Source organism: Pseudomonas sp. MC6 (assembly GCF_054790575.1).
This window is the reverse complement of record NZ_CP186504.1, coordinates 4,717,666-4,734,631: the sequence shown is the minus strand read 5'-3', so window position 1 is coordinate 4,734,631 and position 16,966 is coordinate 4,717,666. Positions and strand designations below refer to the sequence as shown.

Annotated in this window: 15 protein-coding genes; 6 read left to right on the top strand and 9 right to left on the bottom strand. The window is 60.9% G+C overall.

The window, feature by feature from the left end; all coding sequences use genetic code 11:
- The first annotated feature begins 12 nt into the window (after positions 1-12).
- Positions 13-438, top strand: coding sequence for an acyl-CoA thioesterase (locus ACOYXE_RS21150; RefSeq protein ID WP_093429993.1), 426 nt, complete (start codon positions 13-15; stop codon positions 436-438).
- A 67-nt stretch (positions 439-505) separates the two neighbouring features.
- Here ACOYXE_RS21150 and ACOYXE_RS21145 read toward each other — a convergent pair whose 3' ends face one another.
- The 4 genes from ACOYXE_RS21145 to ACOYXE_RS21130 form a co-directional block, all read right to left on the bottom strand.
- Positions 506-988 carry a glycine zipper domain-containing protein gene (locus tag ACOYXE_RS21145; protein ID WP_160054770.1) on the bottom strand — a complete coding sequence of 161 codons (483 nt, stop codon included), beginning with the start codon at positions 986-988 and terminating at the stop codon, positions 506-508.
- 289 nt (positions 989-1,277) lie between these two features.
- Positions 1,278-3,626 carry an FdhF/YdeP family oxidoreductase gene (locus ACOYXE_RS21140; RefSeq protein ID WP_160054772.1) on the bottom strand — a complete coding sequence of 783 codons (2,349 nt, stop codon included), beginning with the start codon at positions 3,624-3,626 and terminating at the stop codon, positions 1,278-1,280.
- Positions 3,623-4,462 (bottom strand): formate dehydrogenase accessory sulfurtransferase FdhD, encoded by an 840-nt coding sequence (fdhD, locus tag ACOYXE_RS21135; protein WP_160054774.1) that lies wholly within the window; start codon positions 4,460-4,462, stop codon positions 3,623-3,625. Before fdhD ends, ACOYXE_RS21140 begins: the two co-directional genes overlap by 4 nt.
- Positions 4,463-4,554: 92 nt before the next feature.
- Entirely contained in the window at positions 4,555-5,442 is an 888-nt protein-coding gene (locus ACOYXE_RS21130) for a LysR family transcriptional regulator (RefSeq protein ID WP_160054776.1), read from the bottom strand.
- Positions 5,443-5,580: 138 nt separating this feature from the next.
- Here ACOYXE_RS21130 and lysM point away from each other — a divergent pair, with 138 nt between their 5' ends.
- The gene (lysM, locus tag ACOYXE_RS21125) at positions 5,581-6,021 is read left to right on the top strand and encodes a peptidoglycan-binding protein LysM (RefSeq protein WP_160054778.1); all 441 of its coding nucleotides are present in this window, start codon (positions 5,581-5,583) and stop codon (positions 6,019-6,021) included.
- Positions 6,022-6,121: 100 nt separating this feature from the next.
- Here lysM and yrfG read toward each other — a convergent pair whose 3' ends face one another.
- Positions 6,122-6,784, bottom strand: coding sequence for a GMP/IMP nucleotidase (gene yrfG, locus ACOYXE_RS21120; protein WP_160054780.1), 663 nt, complete (start codon positions 6,782-6,784; stop codon positions 6,122-6,124).
- Positions 6,785-6,872: 88 nt separating this feature from the next.
- Between yrfG and nudE the strand changes: the two genes are divergently transcribed.
- Positions 6,873-7,439: an ADP compounds hydrolase NudE gene (gene nudE / locus ACOYXE_RS21115; protein WP_034151897.1), complete on the top strand. Its 567-nt coding sequence runs from the start codon at positions 6,873-6,875 to the stop codon at positions 7,437-7,439.
- Between the two features lie 11 nt (positions 7,440-7,450).
- Entirely contained in the window at positions 7,451-8,278 is an 828-nt protein-coding gene (gene cysQ, locus ACOYXE_RS21110; RefSeq protein ID WP_160054782.1) for a 3'(2'),5'-bisphosphate nucleotidase CysQ, read from the top strand.
- A gap of 206 nt (positions 8,279-8,484) precedes the next feature.
- Here the strand turns inward: cysQ and ACOYXE_RS21105 are convergent, their stop codons facing one another.
- From ACOYXE_RS21105 to rfbC, 4 genes are read right to left on the bottom strand one after another with little or no spacing between them, the layout of a single operon-like run.
- Entirely contained in the window at positions 8,485-8,940 is a 456-nt protein-coding gene (locus ACOYXE_RS21105; protein WP_160054784.1) for a YiiD C-terminal domain-containing protein, read from the bottom strand.
- Positions 8,937-10,322, bottom strand: coding sequence for a sigma-54-dependent transcriptional regulator (locus ACOYXE_RS21100; RefSeq protein ID WP_160054786.1), 1,386 nt, complete (start codon positions 10,320-10,322; stop codon positions 8,937-8,939). The genes ACOYXE_RS21105 and ACOYXE_RS21100 overlap by 4 nt, the downstream gene beginning before the upstream one ends.
- Complete coding sequence (locus ACOYXE_RS21095; protein WP_134176222.1) at positions 10,319-12,127, bottom strand: sensor histidine kinase; 1,809 nt, start codon at positions 12,125-12,127, stop codon at positions 10,319-10,321. The genes ACOYXE_RS21100 and ACOYXE_RS21095 overlap by 4 nt, the downstream gene beginning before the upstream one ends.
- A 42-nt stretch (positions 12,128-12,169) precedes the next feature.
- Positions 12,170-12,715, bottom strand: a complete 546-nt coding sequence (gene rfbC / locus ACOYXE_RS21090; protein ID WP_160054788.1) for a dTDP-4-dehydrorhamnose 3,5-epimerase — start codon at positions 12,713-12,715, stop codon at positions 12,170-12,172.
- Positions 12,716-12,880: 165 nt separating this feature from the next.
- On the opposite strand from rfbC, the gene ACOYXE_RS21085 reads away from it, so the two are divergent.
- Positions 12,881-15,793 (top strand): aminotransferase, encoded by a 2,913-nt coding sequence (locus tag ACOYXE_RS21085; RefSeq protein WP_460926545.1) that lies wholly within the window; start codon positions 12,881-12,883, stop codon positions 15,791-15,793.
- A gap of 294 nt (positions 15,794-16,087) precedes the next feature.
- The gene (gene aguB, locus ACOYXE_RS21080; RefSeq protein ID WP_460926544.1) at positions 16,088-16,966 is read left to right on the top strand and encodes an N-carbamoylputrescine amidase; all 879 of its coding nucleotides are present in this window, start codon (positions 16,088-16,090) and stop codon (positions 16,964-16,966) included.

Below are 16,966 nucleotides of genomic sequence, written 5' to 3'. Positions count from 1 at the left end.
ATCAGCCCAACCATGTCCACCCCTCAGCGCACCGACTATCCGCACTTCCAGCCTATCACCACACGCTGGCACGACAACGACGCCTACGGTCACGTCAACAATGTCACCTACTACAGCTTCTTCGACACGGCGGTGAACACTTACCTGATTCAGGTCGGTGGTCTGGATATCCATGACGGCGAGGTGGTGGGATTTGTGGTCAGTTCGGCGTGTGATTACTTTGCCTCGATCGCCTTTCCGGATCTGATCGAGATCGGTCTGCGAGTCGGCAAGTTGGGCAACAGTTCGGTGCAGTACGAATTGGCGGTGTTCAAGGTCGGTGAAAGCGAGGCGTGTGCGGCCGGGCGCTTCGTTCACGTATTCGTCGATCGGGCGAGTAATCAGCCGGTGCCGATTCCTGCCGAACTGCGCCAGGCCTTGGAATACCTAGTGGTGTAAATGGCAAAAAAAATCGCAGCCCTTGGGCTGCGATTTTGCTTTACCGGCCAGCGAGGTGTTTGAGACCTCAGTCGCGATAGTGCTTGTGATGTTTGCGATGGCCGTAAGCGTGGCCGCGGCCCGGGTGACGGTCGCGGTAATAACCACGGTCACGGTCACGACCGCGATCGTAATGACGATCATCGTCATCACTTTTGTTACCCATGTAGTTGCCCAGCGCGCCACCGGCGCCGCCACCTGCTGCGGAGCCGATCAGGCTGCCGGTGGTGCCGCCCATGCTGCGGCCGACCACGTTACCGCCGGCTGCGCCCAGCGCACCACCGATGGCGGCTTCGCCACGGCTGCGTTTGTCGGCGCCGACCGCACTACCACCCGCGCCGCCCAGGGCTGCGCCGATGGTGGAACCTGTATTGCCGCCTAAGGACTGACCGACGACCGAGCCAAGAACCCCGCCCAATGCGCCGCCCACACCTGCTTCGGTGGTGCCGCCTGCGGAAGCAAAACCACTGACCAGGCCAAGGGACAACAAGAGAATCGAGGAGAACTTCATAGATGAGCCTCAAAGGGATGACGGCGCCGATCCTGAGGCTGTGTGACAAGCGTGACAATCGAAATCCGACGAATAACACGACTTGTATACAACTTTGCAAGTTGCTGTTTTTTCACCGGAACTTAACCGTTTTTCGCCGGTCTTTAGCTACTTCGGACAGGCCGTTTTTGTGAAAAAGCGGCCTTTTTGTGGCCGTTTGAAAAGCAGAAGCGAAAAGATCGCAGCCTTCGGCAGCTCCTACAGGAATCGGTGTAGGAGCTGCCGAAGGCTGCGATCTTTTGATTTTGGATTAAGCAGACTTGGCCATGATCAACCCGGTCTCACTCGCCGCTTCCAGCCGAATTGCAATGAACTTCGACGTCGGCGTATGGCTGCCATCCCCAGTGCTCTCCAGCGGCACGAGCGGATTCACTTCCGGGTAATAAGCCGCCGCTTGGCCCGCTGGAATATCAAACGCCAGCAAGGTGAAGCCCTTCACCCGACGCTCACGACCGTCGTCCCATATCGAAACAATGTCAGCCTTCTGCCCCGGACGGAAGCCAAGTCGAATGATGTCCGCCTCATTGGCGAACAACACATCGCGCTGACCTTTCACCCCGCGATAACGGTCGTCGAGACCATAAATCGTCGTGTTGTACTGATCGTGGGAGCGCATCGATTGCAGGATCAGATCCGGCAGTTGTCCGGTGGCGCGGGTGCGCTCGTGCACCAGATCTTTCGGCAGCATGTTGGCGCGGAAGTTGGCGCGGCCCGACGGCGTGTTCCACTTGCGTGCGCCGGCGCTGTTGCCGAGGTAGAAACCGCCCGGGTTCTTGATCTTCTCGTTGAACGCTTTGAAGTTGGGAATGGTGTCGGCGATCAGTTCGCGGATGCGCCCGTAATCGGCCACCAGCCAGTTCCAGTCCACCGGTTTGCTGCCCAGTGTGGCAGCAGCGATACCGGCAATGATCGACGGCTCCGAACGCATCTGGTTCGACAGCGGCTGCAACTGACCGTTGGAGGCGTGAACCATGCTGAACGAGTCTTCCACGGTGACCGCTTGCGGGCCTTCGGTCTGGATGTCGATGTCGGTACGACCAAGGCACGGCAGGATCAGCGCGTCCTTGCCGTGAGCCAGATGGCTGCGGTTGAGCTTGGTGCTGATCTGCACGGTCAGGTCGCAATTGCTCAGTGCGGCGAACGTGCGCGGGCTGTCTGGCGTGGCTTGGGCGAAGTTGCCGCCCAGACCGATAAAGACTTTGGCGCGACCTTCGGCCATCGCGTGGATCGCTTCGACCACGTTGTGGCCGTTGTGGCGTGGCACCTTGAACTGGAAGCGACGTTCCAGCGAATCGAGGAACGCCACCGGCGGACGCTCGTTGATGCCCATCGTGCGGTCGCCCTGCACGTTACTGTGGCCGCGCACCGGGCACAGGCCGGCGCCCGGTTTGCCGATATTGCCGCGCAGCAGCATCAGGTTGGCGATTTCCTGGATGGTCGGCACCGAATGGCGATGCTGGGTGATACCCATCGCCCAGCACATGATCACGTTCTTGCCCTTGGCGTACATGCGCGCAGCTTGCTCGATTTCTACGAGGGTCAAGCCGGATTGCTCGACGATCTGTTCCCACGGCGTGTCATCGACCACGCCCAAGTACTCGAGGACGTTGGCGCTATGGGCGTTGAGGAAGTCGTGATCGAACACAGCAGGTTCGCCAGCCTTCTGCGCATCGCGCTCCCATTGCAGAAGGAACTTGGCCATGCCGCGCAGCAGCGCCATGTCGCCACCGAGGGCCGGACGGAAATAGGCGGTGTTGGTCGGTTTATCGCCGTTGGTGAGCATTTCGATCGGGTGTTGCGGGTGCTGGAAACGTTCCAGACCGCGTTCCTTCAACGGGTTGATACACACCACTTGCGCACCGCGCTTCACCGCTTCACGCAGCGGTTCGAGCATCCGTGGGTGATTGGTGCCGGGGTTCTGGCCCCAGACGAAAATCGCGTCGGCGTGTTCGAAATCGTCGAAGGTCACGGTGCCTTTACCGACGCCAACGCTTTGCGCCAACGCCACACCGCTGGCCTCGTGGCACATGTTCGAGCAGTCAGGGAAGTTGTTGGTGCCGTAGGCGCGCACGAACAGCTGATACAGATACGCCGCCTCGTTGCTGGCGCGACCCGAGGTGTAGAACTCGGCCAGATCCGGGCTCGGCAGACTCTGCAGGTGCTTGGCGATCAGGGTGTAGGCGTCGTCCCAGCTGATCGGCTTGTAGCGATCGGTTTCGGCGTCGTAGACCATCGGCTCGGTCAGACGGCCCTGATATTCCAGCCAGTAATCGCTCTGCTCCAGCAGCGAAGTGACGCTGTGTTTGGCGAAGAACCTGGCATCGACGCGGCGCTTGGTGGCTTCCCAGTTAACCGCTTTCGCGCCGTTCTCGCAGAACTTGACCATGCCGCTTTCCGGCGAATCGCCCCAGGCGCAACCCGGGCAGTCGAAGCCGCCGTTCTGGTTGGTCTTGAGCATCATGCGCAGGTTTTTCAGGGCGTTGTCGCTGGTCAACCAGGCCTGAGCCACACTGATCAGGGCACCCCAGCCGCCGGCGGCACCTTTGTAAGGCTTGTAGCGCGGGACAGGTTTCTGGTCGGCTTGATGATGTTGGCTCACGCTTGATTCTCCATCGCGGGGCTATACACCCGCGGCGCACTTTTCTGCGGCAGGTGGATGAGATTGAGGTTGTGTCGACGGGCCCATTGCACGGCAAGGCCGGTGGGTGCGGACAGGCTGACCAGGGTCTGGATGCCGGCACGCAAGACTTTCTGGATCAATTCGAGACTGCAACGACTGGTGACAATCGCCAGGCCGCCTGCTGTGGATATCTTCTGGCGGATCAGTCCGCCGATCAGCTTGTCGAGGGCGTTGTGCCGGCCGATGTCTTCGCGCCCGAGCAGCAATTCACCGCTGGCGTTCATGAACACCGCCGCATGCACTGCGCCGCAATGCTGACCCAAAGGCTGAAACGCGCCGATGCGCTGGCGCAAGCCGTCGAGCCATTCGATCGGCGGTAACGCTGCGCCGGCCAGGACTTTGAGATCGGGCAACGCCTGCTCCACCGCTTCCACACCGCACAATCCGCAACCACTGGTACCCGCCATTTGCCGGCGCTGTTGCTTGAGGTTCCAGAACGCGCGATTGGCGATGGTCACTTGCGCGTATTGCGCGGAGCCGGCACCGGTCAGTTGCAGGTCATAGATATCGGTGGCGTCCTCGATGATGCCGCTGCCTAGACTGAAGCCGACGATGAAGTCTTCCAGGTCGGTCGGTGTCACCAGCATCACCGCCTGACTGATGCCGTTGTAGGCGATCGCCAACGCGACTTCCTCAGCCAGCGCAGTGCTGGCCGATGCCTCGCGGGGTAAATCGCTGTAACTGTAGGTCTGGCTGGCGGCAGGCGCGGGCGTTTCAATTGCAGGCGCCGCGCAGGCTGGGCGCTTGGCGTTCATGGCATCACCGACGGTTTGATCAACGTTAAGACTAGGCGCGGCAAGTTGTCGCGTCTAATCGCTAGTGTCGATCTATCGATAGATGCCGTCGATCATGAGGCAATTGGCGATTGCTGATACAGCGCGAAACAGGCCTCGGCCAGCGCGGAACGTGGGGCGCCACGGCGCATGATCAAGCCAAGCGGGGCGAGGGTCTGGGCGTCTTCGATCGATTGCAGGCGCAGGTGGTCGGTGAGTTTTTCCAGGCCGCCGTCGAGCGGCATGATCGCGCAGCAAAAACCGCCGTGTACCGCTTGTAACAATTGATGGACGGCATCGGTTTGCAGCAACGGTTGCGGGGTCAGGCCACGGCTGTGGAAGTTGTGGTCGATGGACTGGCGAAAGTGCATGCCGCTGGTGAGCATGCCCAGCGGCAGTTCGATCAGTGATTCCCAGCTCAACGGAGCTTCACCGAAGGTAAAAGTGCGCTGGTCGTACAGCAGGCCCATGCGGGTTTCGTCGAATGCCAGTGATTCGAAACGTTCGTGATCCAGGCGGTCGAGGTAAGAAACACCGATGTCGATTCGGTTGTTCGCCAGATGCTCGAGGATCTGCTCAGAACTCAGCGCCGACATTTCGAAACGCAGGTTTGGGTGGGCGCTGTGCAGGCGTTGCATCAATGGAAGCGGATCGAAGCTCGACAGTGGCACCACGCCCAGCCGTAGCGTACCGATCAGGTTGCCGCGACACGCGGCTGCTTCCGCGTGCAAACCGTCATAAGCCGCCATCACCGAGCGTGCCCAGGCCAGCACCCGCTCGCCCGGCGCGGTGAAGCCTTCGAAGCGCTGGCCACGGTTGACCAGCGGCAGGTCGAGTTCTTCTTCGAGGCTGCGTAGACGCATCGACAGGGTGGGCTGGGTGATATGGCAACGCGCGGCGGCCTGGCCGAAGTGGCGGGTTTCGTCGAGGGCGATGAGGAATTTCAGCTGCTTGATGTCCATCTTCGCTCCAGGCGCTGGCAGGGGTGGGGGATTCTACCGCTTGCGCGGCGGCAGGGTCATTGGTCGGCTTGGAACCGGGTTTGTCCGCGGTGGTCTAGGCTTGGACGACTGAACCTTTATTCCATGGAGAGAACCACGATGAGCCTTTTTAGTTTTGTTAAAGAAGCCGGTGAAAAGCTGCTCGATCTGCTGACCCCGGGTAACGCCAATGCCAGTGAACAGTTGAAGGAACACATCAGCAAGGTCGGCCTGGGCAATCCGAATGTGCAGGCAACGGTGGATGGCGACAAAGTGACCGTTACCGGTGAAGTCGCGAGTCAGGAAGAGAAAGAGAAGATTTTGCTGGCAGTGGGCAATATTGCCGGGGTTGGCAGCGTGGATGATCAGATCACCGTGACCGGCCCGGTGGTGGCTGCAGCAAAATTTGTCGTGGTGAAAAAAGGCGACACCCTCAGCGCGATTTCCCTCGCTGTGTATGGCAACGCCAACCAGTACAACAAGATCTTCGAGGCCAACAAACCGCTGCTGTCGCATCCGGACAAGATCTATCCGGGGCAGACGCTGCGTATTCCTGAGTAAAACAACACCCCTGTAGGAGCTGCCGCAGGCTGCGATCTTTTGACTTTGATTTTTAAAAAACAGATCAAAAAATCGCAGCCTTCGGCAGCTCCTACAAAGATCAAAGACCTGCGATCAGATTGCGATAGTCCTCAACCGCCGCAAACTCAGCCGTGTCCTTCGGCCCCTTGCGGCTATCCGGCTCCTTCACCGCCAACAAATGCGCGACACCAAAGTCCCGCGCACTGCGCAGAATCGGCAAGGTATCGTCGATAAACAGACTGCGCGACGGATCAAAGCCGATGTCTGCCTGCAAGGCATCCCAGAACTGCGGGTTTTCCTTGGGAAAACCGTAATCGTGGGAGCTGATCAGCCGTTCGAAATACGGCGCCAGCTCAATCCGTTCCAGCTTCAGCGACAGTGAATCGCGGTGCGCGTTGGTGATCATGATCACCCGTTTACCGGCACGTTTGATTGCTTCCAGAAAGGTATCGGCATCCGGCCGCAAGGCAATCAGGTGCGCGGTTTCCTGCTTCAATTCCCGCACCGACAACTTCAGTTCGGCACTCCAGAAATCCAGGCAATACCACTGCAACTGGCCAGCGTGGCGTTCGAACAACGGCTGCAATTCCATCTCGGCCATGGCCCGGCTGACCCCGTGCAGTTCGGCGTAGCGCTGCGGCAGGTGTTCCAGCCAGAAGTGATTGTCGAAGTGCAGATCCAGCAGCGTGCCGTCCATGTCGAGCAGAACGGTATCGATGTCGGACCACGGTAATGAAGGCATGGCAACGTCTCGAGCGGTAGAAAGATATCCGACGTAAACAATCGGGAAAGCCGCGTTATAGTAGCGCGTTCACGCCAAGGAGCTTTGCATGCGCCAGAAACCCACCGTACTTGCCCGCGAGATCGTCGCCACCAGCCGCCTGTTTTGCGTCGAAGAACTCAAGCTGCGCTTTTCCAACGGCGTGGAACGCACTTACGAGCGTCTGGTCGGCAAAGGTGCGGGCTACGGCGCGGTGATGATCGTGGCGATGCTGGACGCCGAACACGCAGTGCTGGTCGAGGAATACTGCGGCGGTACCGATGAGTACGAACTGTCCTTGCCTAAAGGTTTGATCGAACCGGGCGAAGACGTATTGGCGGCAGCCGAGCGGGAACTCAAGGAAGAAGCCGGATTTGGCGCGCGACAACTGGAGCATCTGACCGAGCTGTCGTTATCGCCCGGTTACATGAGCCAGAAGATCCAGGTCGTTCTGGCTACCGATTTGTACGAAGAGCGGCTGGAAGGCGACGAGCCCGAACCGATGCGCGTCGATAAGGTGAACCTGCGCGAATTGTCGTCGCTGGCGCTCAATCCGCAATTTTCCGAAGGCCGTGCGTTGGCTGCACTGTATCTGACCCGCGATCTGCTGACCGAGCGCGGGTTCTTTCCAGCATGAGTGAGATATCGATGACGTTTCCCCACCCGTTGATGGCGCCGGTCGTTGAGCTGGCATTGCAGGCCGGCGAGGCGATTTTGCCGTTCTGGCGCTCCGGCGTTGAAGTCACGGCCAAGTCCGATGACTCGCCGGTGACGGCGGCTGATCTGGCCGCGCACCATCTGATCCTTGCCGGGCTGACGGCGCTGGATCCGAGCATTCCGGTGTTGTCGGAAGAAGACGCCAACATCGCCCAGAGCGTACGCGCCGGCTGGCAGCGCTGGTGGTTAGTGGATCCGCTGGATGGCACCAAGGAGTTCATCAGCGGCAGCGAAGAGTTCACTGTGAATATTGCACTGATCGAAAACGGTCGCGTGGTATTTGGCGTGGTGTCGATGCCGACCAACGGTCGCTTTTATGTCGGCGGCGCCGGGCTTGGTGCGTGGCGCTGCGACAAGGGCGGCACGCCGGTTGCGATTCAGGTGCGTGATGTGCCGGGGCCGGGAGAGGCGTTTACCGTGGTGGCCAGCCGTCGGCATTCCAGTCCTGAGCAGGAGCGCTTGCTGGCGGGGTTGAGTGCGAGTCTGGGCGAGTTGCAATTGGCCAATATCGGCAGCTCGCTGAAATTTTGCCTGCTGGCCGAAGGTGCGGCGGATTGCTATCCGCGCCTGGCACCGACTTCGCAGTGGGACACGGCGGCGGCGCAAGGTGTGCTGGAAGGGGCGGGCGGTGAGGTGTTGGATCTGCGCGGGGAAGCGTTCTGTTATCCGGCGCGGGAATCGCTGTTGAACGAGTTCTTTTTGGCGCTGCCGGCGAAGGCGGCGTGGCGTTCCAGGTTGTTGGAGTTGGCTCGGGGTTAAGTGGGCTGATCCGCAATCCCCCTCACCCCAGCCCTCTCCCCCAGGAGAGGGAGCCGACCGAGGGATATTGGAAAGCAGCGCTGACCTGGTCGAGGATTTGCTGAATCCATAATCGCTGCGATCTTCCAGGTCGATGTACAACGCAAGACATCTCGGTCAGTCCCCTCTCCCTTTGGGAGAGGGCTAGGGTGAGGGGCTTTTGATCTTCAGCGGTGCAAAACGTACTGGCCGGTAAACCTCACCGCATCCTCATCGCTACCCGCATTGACGATCCGCGTATCGAGCGCCAACCGCGCCCGCCCATAACGCCGATACATCGCCAGAAACCTCTTCCACGCCTTCGCATCAGGCGCCGGGCAAATTGCTACCGCATCGCCGGTCACGGGCAGTGGATAACGGATCTGTCCCTCCTGAATCACAATGTGCCCGTCGGTGATTCCTTCTTCTTTCAGACGCAAATGCAACCAGCCCCAACCGGCCAGCACCGCGCCGCAGTAAAGGCTGCCGCCGAACATGGTGCTCTTGTGATTGACGTTCGGATCCAGCGGTAAATGCAGACTCAATTGCTGCTCGCGCCAGTCGAGCACTTTGAGGCCCATGTCGCGGGTCAGTGGAATATCGTGATGGAGCACGGACTCCAGATAGTGACTGTCGGTGCTCATTCGTTCTCGTCCCCATGGCTGCTGTCGCCGAAGTTGAGACCATGCTTGCGCAACTTGTCATGCAGAGTCTTGCGCGGAATACCCAAGGCCTCGGCGAGGCTGCGCACCGAACTGTGGGAGCGTGCCAGTTCAGCGGCGATCAGCGACTTCTCGAAATTCTCCACCTGCTCACTGAGACCTCCGGTGATGACTTCGACCGTGGTGCTGCCACCGCCTTCGGTGCCAGCGTTATCCAGCGCCAGTTCCAGGCCGAGGGCGAAACGTTCGGCGGCATTCTGCAGTTCGCGCACGTTGCCCGGCCAGGTGTGGCGCAGCAGCAAGGCGCGTTGTGCCGGCTGCAGTTCATGTGGCGGCAAACCGTGGCGGGCGCTGGCTTCATCGGCGTAATGCTGGAACAGTACCAACGCATCTTCTCCACGTTCACGCAGCGGTGGAATGCGCAATGGCGCGACGTTGAGGCGGTAATACAAGTCGGCGCGGAAGCGGCCCTGATCAGCGGCCTGGCGTAGGTCTTCCTTGGTCGCGGCGATCACGCGGATGTCCAGCGGGATCAGTTGATTGCCGCCCAGACGCTCGACCACGCGCTCCTGCAACATGCGCAGCAACTTGACCTGCACATCCATGCTCATGCTTTCGATTTCATCGAGAAACAGCGTGCCGCCATTGGCAAATTCGAATTTACCGATCCGACGTTTCTGCGCGCCAGTGAAGGCGCCGGGTTCGTGGCCAAACAGTTCGCTTTCCACCACGGACTCGGCCAGTGCGCCAGCGTTGATCGCCACGAACGGGCCATTTCGGCGGCTGGATAAATCGTGCAGTGCGCGGGCGACGACTTCCTTGCCGGCGCCGGTTTCGCCGAGGATCAGCACGTCAGCCTTGGTCGCGGCGAGCGCGCCGATCTGTTCACGCAAACGCAGCATGGGCGTCGAGTGGCCGACCAGTCGCGCGCTCAGTTCGTTGCGGTCGCTGAGGGCCAGGCGCAGGCTACGGTTGTCCAGCACTAGGCGGCGCAGAGCGAGGGCGCGGCGCACGCTGTCGAGCAGGGCATCGCTGGCGAAGGGTTTCTCGAGAAAATCATAAGCGCCGGCACGCATGGCTTGTACCGCCAGCGGCACGTCGCCGTGGCCGGTGATCAACAGCACGGGGAGTTCCGGATCCTGTGCGTGCAGTTCGCTGAGCAATTCCAGGCCATCCATGCCCGGCATGCGAATGTCGCTGACCACCACGCCCGGCCAGTCACGCTCAAGCTGTGCGGCCAGGCCCTTGGCTTCGGACAGTGGCAGAATTTTCAGGCCGGCCAGATCCAGGGTCTGGCCGAGGGCCTGACGCAGGTGCGGATCGTCGTCGATCAACACCACCTGAATGCGATTGTCGATGGTCATGCACTTCGATCCTCGGACGGTTGCAGGCTGACCCCGGGCGCACCGGCGCGCAGCCGCAGGGTAATCAAGGCGCCACCTTGCTTGTGGTTGGCGAACGACAGTTCACCGCCGAAGGCGCGCATCAGCGTCTCACAAATGGCCAGCCCCAGACCAAGGCCCTGAGTGCGGGTCTTGGTGGTGTAAAAGGGTTCGCTGGCGCGGCCAAGGGCTTCCATGCAAAAGCCCGGGCCGTTGTCGCGAATGTACAGATTGACGCCCTCGGCGGTGGATTCGGCACTCAGCCAGAGTTTGCGCGGCGGGCCTTTTTCGGTAAGGGCATCGAGAGCGTTGGCGAGCAGGTTGCCGAGCACTTGGCGCAGACGCGTTTCCCCGGCCTCGACCCATAGGGTGGCGGCGGGCAGGTCGCGGATCAGCTCGACTTCCATGCTCCGGCGCCGTTTGGCCAGCAGCGCCAAGGCATCGTCGAGCGCCGGTTGCAGGGCAACGCTCTCCGGCGCGTGGCGATCACGGCGGGCGAAGGCGCGCAGGTGGGCGATGATCGAGGCCATGCGCCCGGTCAGTTCGCTGATCAGTTTGAGGTTGCCGCGAGCGTCGTCGGTGCGCTGATGATCGAGCAACACCTCGGCGTTTTCCGCGTAGCTGCGGATCGCCGCCAGCGGCTGATTGAGTTCGTGGCTGATGCTCGCTGACATGGTCCCCAGCGCCGACAGCTTGCCGGCCTGGACCAGATCATCTTGGGCGCGCACCAGCTCCTGCTGAGCCTGTTCACGCTCCAGCACCTCTTCTTTCAAACGTCGGTTGAGGCCTTCGAGGTCGCTGGTGCGTTCCGCCACACGGCCTTCCAGTTCACGGCGTGCCTTGGCCTCGAACGCGATGCGTTCCAGATAATGCCGACGGCGCTGCATCATCAGACCGAGCAACAGCATCACTACCAGCAGCGTGGCGCCGCCGATTGCAACCACGGTGCGCACCGGACGGTCGATCAGCGTGCGCGGCGCGAGGATGCTCACGCTCCAGCCGGTTTCGGCGATGTCGTGGGTCTGAATCAGCCACGCGCTGGGGCTGAGGTTCAATGGACGTGGCTCGCGGGTCGGGTAGGGCTGGATGGCGGTGATCGCTGAGCGTTCGCCATCGCTCAATTTACGGGTCGAGCGAAAGCGCCATTCCGGACGCGAGGTGAGGATGACCACGCCGTTGTGGTCGGTCACCAGCAGTTGTTCCGGAGTTTTACCCCACAGGCTTTCGGTGTGGTCGAGGTCGACCTTGATCACCAGCACGCCGATGATTTTTTCGCCGTTGCGCACGGCGGCGGCGAAGAAGTAACCGCGCTTGGCCGAGGTGGTACCGAGACCGAAAAAGCGACCGAGGCGTCCGGCCATGGCTTCACTGAAATACGGCCGGAACGAAAAGTTGCGGCCGACAAAGCTGTCGTGCTTGTCCCAGTTCGATGCGGCCAGTGTTTGCCCGCTGGTGTCCATCAGGTACATGACTTCGGCGCCGGTCTGCGCGGCGATGTTCTTCAGCAGGCGATTGGCATTGCCTTGGGTAACGCCGTCGTCCGGCGCGCCGAGGACCGAGCGAAGGGCCGGCAGGTCGCCGAGAATCTGTGGCAACACTTCGTAGCGGTGCAGGGTGCCCAGCAGGTTGGCGACGTACAGGTCGAGGGTCTGACGGTTCTGTCCGGCCAGTTCGCTGCGGTAATAGCGCTCGGCCAGATGTTCCAGCGGCCACAACAGCGGCGCCAGACACAGGGCCAGCAGGGCGAGGCTGCGCCAGCGAGGTCTGCGGGGAAGGGTTGGTTTCATGAGCCAGATGCGCCTGTAGGGACAGGCGCATTATGCCCGGCCTCAGGCGAAGACGTCAGCGTCCTTGAGCAACGCTGCGACCTGATCCTTGGCGGACAGCTTAGGCGCTTCGTCCAACTGCCAGTCGATGCCCAGAGCGGGGTCATCCCAGCGAATGCTGCGCTCGGACGACGGGTCGTAGTAGTTGGTGGTCTTGTAGAGGAATTCGGCGAACTCGCTCAGCACCACGAAACCATGGGCAAAACCTTCCGGCACCCACAGTTGACGATGGTTTTCCGCAGAAAGACGCACCGCCACGGATTTGCCGAAGTGCGGCGAGCTGCGGCGAATATCCACGGCGACATCCAGTACTTCACCAACGGTCACGCGGACCAGTTTGCCCTGAGTGTTTTGCAGTTGGTAATGCAGGCCACGCAATACGCCTTTTTGCGAGCGCGAGTGGTTGTCCTGAACAAATTGCGTGTCCAGACCGGTAGCGTCCTGGAACGCCTTGGCGTTGAAACTCTCGTAGAAGAAACCGCGCTCGTCACCGAACACCTTCGGTTCGATGATCAAGACACCGGGCAGGTCGGTGGTGATTACATTCATGGGGGCTTCCTAGGCAGGTGTGAATGGCCGTCATTCTTGCGCAAAGTGCCGAAGGGTGCGAGTGCTGGAAGACAAATAGCCCGGATGCCTTTACACGGTTGGGGGTTGCGGATAGCGCGCAGCAATGGCGATATAGGCGCCTAATAAAATTTCAGGGGTCGTTTCATGCCGCTCGCCACGTTGATTCATCGCGCCAGTTTGCCCAGCCCGCAGGTTTCTGCAGAGCAGGCCCGGCAATGGCTGGCGGAACATTACGGACTCAGCGGCACGTTGCAGGCCCTTGGCAGCCAGCAGGATCTCAATTTCCGCGTCGACAGCCCGCGCGGTCGGTTCGTGCTGAAAATCTGCCGTGGCGATTACGCCCTGGTGGAGCTGCAAGCCCAGCACGCTGGGCTCAAGTACCTGGCCGAGCAGGCGGCGGTGACGGTGCCGCGGGTGATCGCGGCCAATAACGGCGAGGATCTGCTGTCACTGGAAGTCGGCGGCGAAACCGTTCATGTGCGGCTGCTGGATTACATCGAGGGCCAGCCGCTCACGCATCTCGAACACTTGGGGCGCGACGTGGTGGCGGGGTTTGGCCGGCTCTGCGGCGAGATGGATCTGGCGTTGGCCGGGTTCGACCATCCGGGACTTGAGCGCACGTTGCAGTGGGATGCCCGCCACGCCAGCGCACTGATCAGCCACCTTCTGCCGGTGATCAGGGATGAGCAGCAACGCACATCGATCGCCGACGCCGCCGCGCAGGCCGAGCGCCGCTTGCAGCCGTTGCTGGACAAGCTGCCGGTGCAGGCGATCCACATGGACATCACCGATGACAACGCTGTCTGGGCGCGCCATGCCCAGCGTCACTGGCAGTTGCAGGGTGTGATCGACTTTGGCGATCTGGTGCGCACCTGGCGCATCACCGATCTGTCGGTGACGTGTGCGGCGTTGCTGCATCACGCCGGTGGTGAACCGTTTGTCATCCTGCCGGCGGTGCAGGCCTACCACGCGGTCAACCCGCTGCAACATGAGGAGCTGCAAGCACTGTGGCCATTGATCGTCGCGCGCGCGGCGGTATTGGTGCTTAGTGGCGAGCAACAGGTCAGCATCGACCCGACGAATACTTACAGCCGCGACAACCTCAGCCATGAGTGGGAAATCTTCCGCGTGGCGACATCGGTGCCACAGGCGCTGATGGAAGCGGCGATCCTCACGGCCGTCGGTCACAGCTTGCCGGCGATCGACAGCCAAGGTTTTGCGCCCTTGCTGCCCGGTCTGGTCGGGCGTGAATTTGCCCTGATCGATCTCGGTGTCCTCAGCCCGCATTTCGAGGCCGGCAACTGGGAGCAGGCAAGCATCGATCAGCACCTGTTGAACGAAGCGGCGGCGGCCCATGGTTTGGCGGCGAGCCGTTATGGTCAGTACCGTTTGTCGCGCACTCGTCCCGACTGTGCCGTTGAACCGGACACCTTCCCGCTGCACGTGGAATTGCGTGTGCCCGATGGTACCGCCGTGGAGGCTCCGTTCGCTGGCGTCGTGCATCAGGCAACTGACGGCGTGCTGCAACTGGATGGCCCGCAACTCAGCGTGCGCCTGTGGGGCGTGACACCGTCGCTGCACAGCGGCGCGGCGCTGGTCAAAGGTCAGGTGCTGGGCGCGGTCAGCGGCCCGTTGCGTGTGCAGTTGTGTCGGGGCGCGCAGCTCAATGCGCCGCTGTTTTGCCCCCCGGCGCATGCCGCGGCTTGGCAGGCGCTGTGCCCATCGCCGGCCGCATTGTTGGGGCTGGCCTGCGATGCCGAGCCGGAGCTGGACGCGAAAACGTTACTCGAACGCCGCGATGCCAGTTTCGCCCGCACCCAGAAACACTACTACATCGATCCGCCGCGCATCGAACGCGGCTGGCGCAATCACCTGATCGACATGCAGGGCCGCTCCTATCTGGACATGCTCAACAACGTTGCGGTGCTCGGTCACGGTCACCCGCGCATGGCCGCTGTCGCGGCTCGCCAGTGGTCGTTGCTCAACACCAACTCGCGGTTCAACTATGCGGCAGTCGCGGAGTTTTCCGAGCGCTTGCTGAAGCTGGCGCCGGAGGGCATGGATCGGGTGTTTCTGGTCAACAGCGGCAGCGAGGCCAACGACCTGGCGATTCGTCTGGCGTGGGCCTATAGCGGCGGTCGCGACATGATCAGCGTGCTCGAGGCCTATCACGGCTGGACCATTGGCGCCGATGCGGTCTCGACGTCAATTGCCGACAACCCGAAAGCGCTGGAAAGCCGCCCGGACTGGGTGCATCCGGTACCTGCGCCAAACACTTATCGCGGTGAATTCCGCGGTCTCGATTCAGCGCCGGATTATGTGCGCAGCGTTGAGCACCACCTGGGGAAGCTCGCCGAGCAGAAGCGCCAATTGGCCGGGTTTATCTGCGAGCCGGTGTACGGCAATGCCGGGGGTATTTCACTGCCGCCGGGTTATCTGAAGCGGGTGTACGCGCTGGTACGCGCGCAAGGCGGCGTGTGCATCGCCGACGAAGTGCAGGTCGGGTACGGGCGCATGGGCCACTTCTTCTGGGGCTTTGAAGAGCAGGGTGTGGTGCCGGACATCATTTGCATGGCCAAGGGCATGGGCAACGGTCAACCGCTGGGTGCGGTCATCACGCGGCGGGAAATTGCCGAGGCGCTGGAGGCCGAGGGCTATTTCTTCTCATCGGCGGGCGGCAGTCCGGTGAGCTGCCAGATCGGCATGGCGGTGCTCGATGTCATGGAAGAAGAAAAACTCTGGGAAAACGCACAGGTGGTCGGTGGCCACTTCAAGGCGCGGCTCGAAGCGCTGATCGATAAACATCCGCTGGTGGGCGCGGTGCACGGTTCCGGGTTCTATCTCGGGCTTGAGCTGATTCGTAATCGCGAGACGCTGGAGCCGGCGACCGAGGAGACCGCGCTGCTGTGCGATCGCTTGCGTGAATTGGGGGTTTTCATGCAGCCGACCGGTGATGATCTGAACATTCTCAAGATCAAACCGCCGATGGTGACGTCGCGCCAGAGCGTGGATTTCTTTGTCGACATGCTCGACCGAGTCCTCACAGAAGGCCTGTAACGCTGATCCCGTGTAGGAGCTGCCGAAGGCTGCGATCTGTTGATTCTGCTTTTTAAAATCAAGATCAAAAGATCGCAGCCTTCGGCAGCTCCTACAGAAAGTGCGACAATAATTCGATTTATATCGGCTTTTGTTTGGTTTATTTAGACGGAATGCATTTAGCAAGCTTCTAAAGCCGATATTTATCGGATATAAAGTCACCATTGCTCCGGCATGGCGATCTCATGTCCGGTGCGCGCGTTTTTCACTTCGGTCGAATTGTCGACCGCCAAAGCACTTGCCCGGAGATGCTTCATGAGCCGTATCGTTACCGTTGCCGCCACTCAGATGGCCTGTTCCTGGGATCTGCAAGCCAACCTCGAAATCGCTGAAAGGCTGGTGCGTGAAGCCGCCGCCAAAGGCGCACAGATCATCCTGATTCAGGAACTGTTCGAGGCGCCGTACTTTTGCCAGAAGCCAAACCCGGACTATCTGCAACTGGCGACGACGGTGGAAGAAAACGTCGCGATCAAACATTTCCAGAAAATCGCCAAAGAGCTGCAAGTGGTGCTGCCAATCAGCTTCTATGAGCAGGCCGGCCGCGCACGTTTCAACAGCATCGCGATCATCGATGCTGACGGCAGCAACCTCGGGATTTATCGTAAAAGCCACATCCCGGACGGCCCGGGCTACCACGAGAAGTACTACTTCAACCCGGGTGACACCGGTTTCAAAGTGTGGAACACCCGTTACGCGAAGATCGGCGTGGGCATCTGCTGGGATCAGTGGTTCCCGGAAGCTGCACGCAGCATGGCCTTGCAAGGCGCTGAAATACTCTTTTATCCAACCGCAATCGGCAGCGAGCCGCACGACAAAACCATCTCGTCGTGCGATCACTGGCAGCGCGTGCAGCAGGGCCATGCCGGCGCCAACCTGATGCCGTTGATCGCCAGTAACCGCATCGGCAACGAAGAACAGGACGGCTACGACATCACGTTCTACGGCTCTTCGTTCATCGCCAACCAGTTCGGCGAGAAAGTGCAGGAGCTGAATAAAACCGAAGAAGGTATTCTTGTGCACACTTTCAACCTCGACGAGCTCGAACACATTCGCAGCGCGTGGGGTTCATTCCGTGACCGCCGTCCGAACCTGTACGGCGCGTTGAAAACCCTCGACGGTTCCCTGGAGTCCTGA